This is a genomic window from Haloferax profundi, assembly GCF_001469865.1.
GTDB classification, from domain to species: domain Archaea; phylum Halobacteriota; class Halobacteria; order Halobacteriales; family Haloferacaceae; genus Haloferax; species Haloferax profundi.
On sequence record NZ_LOPV01000390.1, the window covers coordinates 1 to 5705 of the forward strand.

The following is a 5705-nucleotide window of genomic DNA, read 5'->3' on the forward strand; positions in this document are numbered from 1 at the left end:
GGCAGTCGTGAGTATCGACACGACTCCATCGGGGGGCATCCACGCGTACGTCACCTTGGAGGCAGACGCCACAGGCGACGATGCGGTTCGAGAGCAAATCGAATCTCGGGTGCGAGACCGTATCGGGCCGATTGCGACCCCCGAGGAGATTATCTTCACCCCAGACCTCCCGAAGACTCGGTCGGGAAAGATAATGCGCCGGTTCCTCGAAAACATCACCAACGGCGAAGACTTCGGGGACACCTCGACGCTCCGAAACCCAGAAATCGTCGGTGAACTCGAATCGATTGTCCGGGAACGAGCTGCTATTTCGAAAGACGAGACGTAACCGAAACAATCTGATTATGGGCGAGAGGACTTTCGAGGAGAGATACTGCCAGTCTGTTCGTGGGATATCCACCGGAATCAGAACGATTTAGTTCGCTTTTGTAGAAGTAAGCGAAAAATGAGGCGGCGAGGCGGTGGGACTAGCCCGGCACGAGATTGGGAGGAAGACTACGCCCGACTGCGGAGAGCGACCGAGACGTACCGAGAAGAGTTAGTCCTCCGGTTGGGTGCAGAGGCGGGGTTACACCCGGGTGAGATGAGCGAACTCACCCCCGCACACGTCGCATCTCGGGCACACCGGACTACGGACCTCTATGCCCTTGCGACCCCCATCGATGGCCGAACGACGTATCTCCCGGGTGAGGTCGAACACGAGCTTCGCAAGTACGTCACGGCCAACAATATCGAAGAAACAGAACGCGTGTTTCCGGTGACAGCACGCCGACTTCAGATGCTGGTCTCGACGGTCGGTGAGCGTGCTGCCGAACAAACTGGGTACGATTATCTGAACGACATCTCGTCGCGGGACCTGCGGCGGTACTTTGCTCGAAGTCTGCTGGCCGACGGTGTCCACCCCAGTGTCGTGATGAAGGTCGGTGGCTGGAGTACGTTGGAGAGTCTCGAACCGTTCATTCACGAACCCACGGACGACGAAGTCGTCGACGCACTCTCTGGCGATTCTGATACGTTCGACACCACATCGGTGTCCGATTACGACGAACGAATTCCAACTGTCGTCGACATCGTGACCGAGACGAGCGATGCGCTCGCATCGGCAAGTACCCGAACACAACTCGAACAGACGACGTGTGAGCGACTCGGCCGGTCGAATGCGTATCGGTTTGCGTTAATCTCGCCCGAGGAGTCCCAGACGACAGCGACTCGGACTGTCGTCGGCGTCGACGAGGCGAACGTGCCCGACATCCTCGACTCTGTGGCAGAGTCACTGACAGTAGAAGACGACGGCCAGTTACTCCGGCCGACTACGTTCCGAAGCAAGACTCGTCGGGGGCCGGTCGAGGTCACCGCTGTTCCGGTCGTCCACGGTGAGACGACCTACGGACGGCTTTACATTGGGACACCGATAGACACAGTCTCGGACCGTGAGCGGGCCGTCTTGGGGACGTTGGGCAGACAGGTCGGTGCAGCAATCACGGCGGCCGAGCGAAAGAAAATCCTCCTCGCGGACACCGTCACGCAACTCCGATTAGAGTGTTCGGACGACAACGATGTCCTCGTCCGTGTTTCCGACGCGCTCGGATGTACGTGTGCACTTCGAGGTGTCGCCCCTATCGAAGACCGGTCGTTACTGTGTTTCCTCGCTTTCAGTGGCGTGTCTACAGAACAGGCGTTCGACGAGTTGGATGCTAAACCTGAGATTGCAAACGTCCGGTTGATTCGTGACCGTGGCGACGAATCACTCCTCGAAGTCGTCGTAGACCGCGATTCACTGCTCACAGCGGTCTCTGCTCACGATGGGACCGTCTCGGAGTTCGTCGCCGACGATGGTGTCGCTCGTTTCGTCGTCGAGCTTTCGAACGAAACACCACTTCGAACAGTCGTAACCGAGTTGACCGACGCGTACCCAGAAACCGAACTCAGGTCCAAACGAGAGGTCGAACGGGAACCCCAGAACGCGACAGACTTCCGTGAGTCGGTCGAGACACGGTTGACGGACAAACAGCACTCTGCCCTCCGAGCGGCGTATCTAGCCGGCTACTTTGGATGGCCGCGTGAGAGCACTGCCGAGGACCTCGCGGACTCTCTCGACGTCTCCTCGCCGACGCTCCACCAGCATCTTCGGACCGCTCAACAGAAGATGTTGACCTCGTTCTTCGACGATGACCGAGACCACTCACCCCACTAAATCGTTAGGTTCGACGGTGTGGTCCTTCACGGTCGATATTGTATAATACAGATTGCATATTTGAAATGTCCTTTTAGAAACGTATATTTGGGCCACAAAAACGCCATATATGAGTGATTCGACCCTTTCATAATTGGAATCTGGTAGTTAGATATCCCCCTTATACCATACTCTGTATCTTGTTGTCACAGAGCATGACCGACGAAACGCAGGTAGAACTCGAGGCACGACTCGCAGAACAGGAAGTCTTCGAACCCTCCGAAGAGTTCGTCGCGCAGGCGAACGTCTCCGACCCGGATATTTACGAGGAGTTCGAAGAGAACTGGCCCGGCTGTTGGGAGCAAGCGGCCGAGATGCTGGATTGGGACGACGACTACGACCAGGTACTCGACGACTCGAATCCCCCGTTCTACGAGTGGTTCACCGGCGGGAAACTCAACGCCTCGTACAACTGTCTGGACCGACACGTCGAAAACGGCGACAAGAATCGCGTCGCCATCAAGTGGGAAGGTGAACACGGAGAGACCCGGACGTACACGTATCAGGACCTCTACCGAGAGGTCAACGAGTTCGCGGCGGCGCTCCGGGCCCAAGGCGTCGAAGAAGACGACGTGGTCACGCTCTACATGCCGATGGTTCCGGAACTTCCCATCGCCATGCTCGCGTGCGCCCGCATCGGCGCACCGCACTCTGTCGTCTTCGCCGGGTTCTCCGCGGAAGCGCTGGCGACTCGGATGAACTCGGCGGATTCACGCTGTCTCGTCACGTGCGACGGGTACTACCGCCGCGGCGACGCCCTCGACCACCTCGACAAGGCGAACGAAGGCCTCGATAGCGTCGACCACGGCGTCGACGCCGTCGTCGTCGTCGACCGACTGGGTGACGATGGGTTCGACCACGAACTCAAAGGCAACCAGCACGACTGGGACGACCTGATGGACGAGCACGCAGGCGAACGCGTGGATCCCGTCCAGCGTGATGCCGAAGACATGCTCTTCTTGATGTACACCTCGGGTACGACGGGGCAACCGAAGGGTGTCAAACACACCACTGGTGGCTACCTGTCGTACGCGGCGTGGACCTCCCACGCGGTGCTCGACATCGAGAAAGAAGACACCTACTGGTGTTCGGCCGACATCGGGTGGATTACTGGTCACTCCTACATCGTCTACGGACCCCTCGCGCTCGGGTCGACCACGGTGATGTACGAAGGCACGCCCGACTTCCCGAACCGTGACCGTCTGTGGGATATCATCGAGAAGTACGCTGTCGATATCTTCTACACGGCACCGACGGCGATTCGCGCGTTCATGAAGTGGGGAAGCCAGTTCCCAGAGCAACACGACCTGTCGAGTCTGCGCTTGCTCGGCACCGTTGGCGAACCCATCAATCCACGCGCGTGGAAGTGGTACTACAAACACATCGGCAACGAGGAGTGCCCTGTCGTCGACACGTGGTGGCAGACTGAGACGGGCGGGATGATGGTCACGACGCTTCCCGGTGTCTGCGACATGAAACCCGGTTCTGCCGGGCCACCGCTCCCGGGCATCGACGCACAAATTGTCGACACGAACGGTGAGGAAGTCGACGCCGGCAGAGCGGGCTACCTCACGGTCAACAAGCCGTGGCCGGGAATGCTCAGAACGCTCTACAAAAACGACGAACGCTTCATCCAGGAGTACTGGCAGGAGTACTCGGACACTGACAGCGACGACGCCAGTGACTGGGTGTACTTCCCCGAAGACGGTGCAAAAGTCGACGACGACGGCTACATCACGGTTCTCGGCCGGGTCGACGACGTCATCAACGTCTCGGGCCACCGCCTCGGCACGATGGAGATAGAATCTGCTATCGTCGGCGTCGAAGGCGTCGCCGAAGCGGCAGTCGTGGGTGCGAAACACGACCTGAAGGGCGAAGCAGTGTACGCCTATGTCATCACCGAAGACGGAGCCGAGGGCAACGATGAACTCCGAAGTCGCATCATCGAAGGCGTCGAAGACGCCATCGGCCCCATCGCACGCCCTGAGGAGGTCATCTTCACGCCGGAACTGCCGAAGACGCGGTCTGGCAAGATAATGCGCCGACTGCTCGAAGACGTCGCCAACGGCGAGGAACTCGGGAACACGTCGACCCTCCGAAACCCAGAGATCGTCGAGGAGATCGAACAGAAGGTACAGCAGCAGCGAAACTGAGCAGTCTCGACTCCAAAATTTCTGACCGATACACAGTGACAATTCACCAATGACGACGAACACAGGTGGGTCCCAAAACGGCCCACGCGAGACGCAGACGAAGGCAGCACAGCACGAGGAGATAGACTACCTGGACCGGGAGGTGAACCTCCTGAAGCCGAGCACGCCGTTCATGCGAGACCACCTGAAGATTATCTGGACTGGGTTCATCGTGTGGTCGCTCGTCACGTTCGGGCCACCGGTGTTGACGTATGTCGCCCCGGAACTCATGACTTCACAACTCCCCGTCATCGGGTTCCCGGCACATTACTTCCTCGTCGGGTTCGTCTCGCCGACGAGTTCCCTCGTCCTCGCGTTCATCTACTCCCGAAAGCGCGACCAACTCGACCAGACGTACGGTATCGACCACGCCGCCGCGATGGAAGATGTGAATGCCACGGGTCGCGGTGAGACCGCGGCAGCAGACGGCGGGGTCACAGAATGACCGACATCGTCCTCCAGTCGGGCGACTTGCTTCCGGAGGCGCTCAACATCTCGTTCAAGCCGATTCCAGCAGCGATGGTTGTCGGGATGTTGACCCTCTTCCTCGCCATCGGTTACGTGTTCAAAGTTGCCGACACCGAGGGAATGTGGGTCGCTGGGCGGTCCATTGGCAACCTCGAAAACGGGATGGCAATCGGTGCGAACTGGATGTCCGCGGCGTCGTACCTCGGGATGGCCGGACTCGTCGCCCTCGCGGGGTTCTACGGCCTCGCGTTCATCGTCGGATGGACGACTGGCTACTTCGTCCTCCTCATCTTCCTCGCAGCGCAGATGCGCCGCTTCGGGAAGTACACTGCCCCCGACTTCGTCGGCGACCGCTTCAACTCTGATGCGGCACGCGCAATCGGTGCGCTGACGACGATTCTCATCGGATTCGTCTACTCTGTCGGACAGGCACGTGGGATGGGCTTAGTTGGCCTGTACGTCTTCGGGACTGACTACGTCACGATGGTCATCGTCATGATGGCTATCACAGTCGGGTACCTGACCATCTCGGGGATGCTGGGTGCGACGAAGAACATGGCGGTTCAGTACGTCATCCTCATCGTCGCGTTCCTCGCGGCCGTCTACACCGTCGGGTACACCGGTGGGTACTCGACTGTCCTTCCGCAAATCGAGTACGGGAGACTCATCGGCGAACTCGCGACTGAATTCTCCGAACCCTTCGCGAACGCTGGATTCTACCTCTGGATTGCGACGGCGTTCTCCCTCATCTTCGGGACCTGCGGACTCCCGCACGTCCTCGTCAGGTTCTACACCGTCGACAGCGAGAAGAC

Annotated in this window: 5 protein-coding genes; all 5 read left to right on the plus strand. The window is 59.1% G+C overall.

The genetic code is table 11. The features are described from left to right. Positions 1-328: AMP-binding enzyme (locus AUR66_RS13730; protein WP_449271639.1), on the plus strand; the 328-nt coding region annotated here is incomplete at its 5' end. 117 nt (positions 329-445) lie between these two features. Further along, positions 446-2194 carry a bacterio-opsin activator domain-containing protein gene (locus AUR66_RS13735; protein ID WP_058572872.1) on the plus strand — a complete coding sequence of 583 codons (1749 nt, stop codon included), beginning with the start codon at positions 446-448 and terminating at the stop codon, positions 2192-2194. 194 nt (positions 2195-2388) lie between these two features. Next, positions 2389-4386 carry an acetate--CoA ligase gene (gene acs / locus AUR66_RS13740; protein WP_058572873.1) on the plus strand — a complete coding sequence of 666 codons (1998 nt, stop codon included), beginning with the start codon at positions 2389-2391 and terminating at the stop codon, positions 4384-4386. A 49-nt stretch (positions 4387-4435) separates the two neighbouring features. Then, entirely contained in the window at positions 4436-4870 is a 435-nt protein-coding gene (locus AUR66_RS13745; protein WP_058572874.1) for a DUF4212 domain-containing protein, read from the plus strand. After that, the coding region (locus AUR66_RS13750; protein WP_449271640.1) for a sodium:solute symporter family transporter at positions 4867-5705 on the plus strand (839 nt) is incomplete at its 3' end. The genes AUR66_RS13745 and AUR66_RS13750, both read left to right, overlap by 4 nt.